The 3,782-nt window shown below is 63.4% G+C and carries 5 protein-coding genes; 2 read left to right on the plus strand and 3 right to left on the minus strand.

The window, feature by feature from the left end; translation table 11 throughout:
- Window positions 1-329 (minus strand): hypothetical protein (locus WCB02_RS32375; RefSeq protein ID WP_423964700.1); only part of this gene is annotated, 329 nt, incomplete at its 3' end.
- A 116-nt stretch (window positions 330-445) separates the two neighbouring features.
- Window positions 446-1,219, minus strand: coding sequence for a PilZ domain-containing protein (locus WCB02_RS32380; protein ID WP_423964702.1), 774 nt, complete (start codon window positions 1,217-1,219; stop codon window positions 446-448).
- 1,178 nt (window positions 1,220-2,397) lie between these two features.
- Between WCB02_RS32380 and WCB02_RS32385 the strand changes: the two genes are divergently transcribed.
- The gene (locus tag WCB02_RS32385; protein WP_423964704.1) at window positions 2,398-2,766 is read left to right on the plus strand and encodes a hypothetical protein; all 369 of its coding nucleotides are present in this window, start codon (window positions 2,398-2,400) and stop codon (window positions 2,764-2,766) included.
- A gap of 101 nt (window positions 2,767-2,867) precedes the next feature.
- Here WCB02_RS32385 and WCB02_RS32390 read toward each other — a convergent pair whose 3' ends face one another.
- Entirely contained in the window at window positions 2,868-3,374 is a 507-nt protein-coding gene (locus tag WCB02_RS32390; protein WP_423964706.1) for a hypothetical protein, read from the minus strand.
- A 186-nt stretch (window positions 3,375-3,560) separates the two neighbouring features.
- On the opposite strand from WCB02_RS32390, the gene WCB02_RS32395 reads away from it, so the two are divergent.
- Window positions 3,561-3,728, plus strand: coding sequence for a hypothetical protein (locus WCB02_RS32395; protein WP_423964709.1), 168 nt, complete (start codon window positions 3,561-3,563; stop codon window positions 3,726-3,728).
- The last annotated feature ends 54 nt before the right edge of the window (window positions 3,729-3,782 follow it).

Consider the following 3,782-nt stretch of genomic DNA (forward strand, 5'->3'; position numbering starts at 1 on the left):
GGCCTTCCCATTCCAGGCCTTCCCATTCCCGGTCCGTGTCCCGGCCGGCCGATCATTCGCCCCGGTCCGCCACGGTGCCAGCCGTGCCATCCGGCTCCGCCGCCCCAGCCGAAGCCGCGGCGCCAGGCGTAGCCGCACCAGTAGAACCCGGGGCCGTGCCAGCCGTCGTCGTACCAGCAATATCCCCGGCCGCCAAAGATGAACTGCACCTGCTCGGTATTGCTTGGGGCAGCCGCTTGGATGGAGTGATCCATGGGCATTGCGTTCGCTGGTCCGATCGCAATCGCGAAGGCAAGCGACGCAGCAGCAGCGTAGATCGTTGGGCGCATGAACTGTCTCCCTAAAAGTCTGAATTTTCAGTGCGCACGGTAACATCCGGCAGCCGCGGAAAGTTCCCGCGATGGATCCGGCCGCGGTCCGCCGATGGGTGTCTTCCTCCTCGCCGCTACGCCCGGTCGGACGGCTCGCAAGGCGCGGGTTGGAGACGACCTGTGTCCGCCGTCAACCTCGATGTCATCGAGGGCGTTTGAGAGCCGGGACACGACGCGTCCAGCGCGACATCCGTAGCTTCGGGCTCGGACAGGGGTCTCGCACCGGCAACGGGGGCCGCCACGGGCCGGGCGCACAGCCGGTCGAGGTCATGCTGGTTCTGCCGCTCGATGAACCTGACCGCAAAGCCATGCGGAAAAACCCTGACGACGCGGCCGACGCAGGCGCCCACCGCAAGCGGCGTTCCCAGATCGATCTCCGCTTCCGCCGAGACCGCGACGCCGCTGACCGACATGTCGACGATGAAGCATTCATGCACGGCGCCGTCGGCCAGCGTGAAGGTCGTCTGCGGATTCGCCGGGATCACCCGCGCATCCCTCCGCAGATCGATGATTTCCGGATCCTTCTGCTTCTCTTCCAGCCAGACAAGCTTGTTGGCGAGCCGCTCGCGCCGGGCAAGCGTCATGTCGAGTTCGAGCAGGAAGCTGCCGGGACGGGTGTCGCTGATGCAGCCGTCAAGCTTGCCGAAATCGCGGAAATAGGACGTCAGGTAATCACAGATCTTGCCGACGACGGGCACGTCGACGATCATCCGGAACGGCGAGACGCGGCTGGTGCGGCACGCGAAGGTGCGTAGCTTGCCTTGCGGATCATACCAGTTTGGCAGCGTGTAATGACCGTCGACGGCGACGTTGACGGCCCGCTGCTTGAGAAACCTTTCGGTGGACACGCAACAATCCCTCAGATGGCATCCGAAAATTCGCCTGTGTCCTAACGCAGCGCGTCTAAAAAAAGCGCGATGAGAAAATACGATCGTCGCCAAAGGTTATCGAACACTTTAACCCGCTGGTGAAAGATCCGCTCGGTTTGACGGCGGCGCGAACCGGCAGGAAATGCAACCGTGCAGCTTGCAACCACCGATCGTCCTTGAACCCGAAAACCCGGTTGCGTTGCCGGCGCAGGGTGGCGGCGGTCCGACGATGAAGCGCGCAGGGCGCGGCCCGGCAGCACTATCACTACCGCTGCACCATCGGGGGCCAGCGCGCTCCCGGATGCCGCCAGATCATGACCGCCGCGCGTTTCGTTGTGCTGCTGCCGAGCGCTGGTCTCGTCGTTGCTGATGCCGGCAGCGCCGCGGCATTCGAGGATGTGAGGCGTTGGCCCCGTGGAACGAAGTCGTGGCCGCCCCCATTTCTCCTGTTGAGAATTCGGTCGTGTGCACAAGCCTGGCACCAGCGCAAGGAAAGGGGCGGGCATGTTGTTGACAGCGACGATAATCCTGGTCCTGGGACTCCTCCTGTATAGAGTCTGGGATTGGCTTTGGCACATCGTGACGGCCCTGGCTGTGGCACTCCTGCTGTATCTGCTCTGGCCGGATGATCTGGTGAAGTCTTGGCTGCAGCAAATTCAGCTGCCGCAGGCGTCGGCGACCAGAACGTCGAGCGCACCGCCATATGTCGCTCCGCGACGCCTGGACGAGTCGCGCCTTCATTTTGAAGGGCTCGGCCAGGCGGAGTATCCGCGTCCACATCCGAGACCGTTTCCTTGTGCCGAAGACCGGGCGGGGAGGGATGTTTTCATTTGGCGGGGACGGCGCTGGTACTTGTCTCGCAACGAACAGCCGTACAAATACCTCTGTGTTCCCGAGAAAAGACTCGAGTGGTGTTGGCCGATACCGCCAAATGCTTCTGCAGTTCCATGCCGGAGTTCCGATACCGGCGAGGATGGGTGGTGTTGGTGAAACGACGGCAGTTGCCGCGATGATGGCTGACGGACATGAACGATGCCCGGCTCTCATGACGTTGCGCTGGTTGCGCCTCCTCGCGCGCGCATCCCAAGCACCCGCTTCCGCAACACCGCTCCGCGCCCTGTGGGCGCTGTACTGACGTTGCGTCCGCTCGCCACCGTTTGCAAACAAGGAAACCGCCCAGGCAGCCCCAGACCGCAGCTCCCGTTGCCCAGCAATCCTGGGCCGTCGTCAGATATGCGCCCGACAGCGGCGACACCCCCGAAGACGACGCCGCAGCCTTCGACGGCTGGTACAGCGATCGCAATGACGCGATCGCCGTGGCCAGCGGTTGGGCCGCCAGCTACCCGCAATGGATCGTCGGGATCGTCGAGTCCGACCTGATCTGGATCGGCAACGGCGATTTCGGCGCAGTCCAGGACCGTCCGCTCATAGCGCGTGAACAGCGGTTCTTGCGTGGAACGGAGAACCCCGTTACGGGCGTTGCTGAATCCTCACTTCGACCGAAGCGTCGCCGTCTCAGCGAGTAGCCCCATGAGCGCAGCGATATGCGGGATCAGCGCAAGCGGAAATCCCCGGATGTCGCTGCGCTCATCGGGCTCCGCTTGCTTGGAAACATCGGCGGCACGGATCACGGATCGATCGACTTAAGCCCTGCCACAAGCTGCGCGGTATCTATACGTCCGTCCCAATACGCCAGAAGCACCTCGCGGTTCAGATCGATAAATTGCTGGAGTTGCCTGAGGAGCGCGGGCGGGACGTGCTCGCCCGCAGTCACCGATCCGTCAGCGATCGATATCGATGAGTCCTTGCCCCCCGGCTTGAACGAATGAGGCGGATCAATCGCGACCTTGATCCGCGCCGCATGCCGCCCGGTCACGTCCGGAGAAATGAAAATCGTATTGCTAACTCCGGTCGCGGCCGGGCCGAAAGAAGCCATCGCCTCAAGCTCCGCAATCTCTTCTTCCTCAAGCGCCGGATCAAGCCGGACAAGAGGGGGCGATGGCGCGGGCGAGAGCGAGGGCGCCGGGCCGGATGAACCAAGCGTCAGATAATACCCGCCCTGCCGTAGCTCCCGCGCAAGAGCCGGCGGCAAAGACCGCTCTACCCGCTCCAATAGCTCCGCCAAACCTTCCATGATGCCACCTCGGCTAATCCGCGCTAACCGTGCTTTGCCGCTCCCAAAAAATCAACCCCCGCAGGAAAGGGCCGCCGCACGGCGGGCGCGTGCTCGGCACGCGCACCCGTCGCGGCCGGCCGTCACCCGTCGGTTGACGTGCGGACAAAAATGTCCGACATTCGGATCAGCGAACCGGGACGGCACATGGACCAGAGGGACCGCTCCATCGCTGAAATCCGGGAAGAAGCCCGCGCAACGGGCCGAGGTCACGCGATGGTCTATGTTGGCGACAAGCTCACCACGCTGCCAAGCCGGGAAATTGATCCCAAGACTGCTCGCAAGATCAGAAAGCACCTGGGGTTGGCGACGTAGCCAGCCTCGCGACATCCAACTGGCCATGGAGGGCAGGCAGTGCAGACCTTTACA

The organism is Bradyrhizobium sp. (assembly GCF_049581145.1).
GTDB lineage: Bacteria > Pseudomonadota > Alphaproteobacteria > Rhizobiales > Xanthobacteraceae > Bradyrhizobium.

Bases quoted from the DNA above. Each gene is read 5' to 3' on its own strand.
- WCB02_RS32390 (WP_423964706.1), bottom strand. From the start codon at position 3,374: ATGGAAGGTTTGGCGGAGCTATTGGAGCGGGTAGAGCGGTCTTTGCCG.
- WCB02_RS32395 (WP_423964709.1), top strand. From the start codon at position 3,561: ATGGACCAGAGGGACCGCTCCATCGCTGAAATCCGGGAAGAAGCCCGC.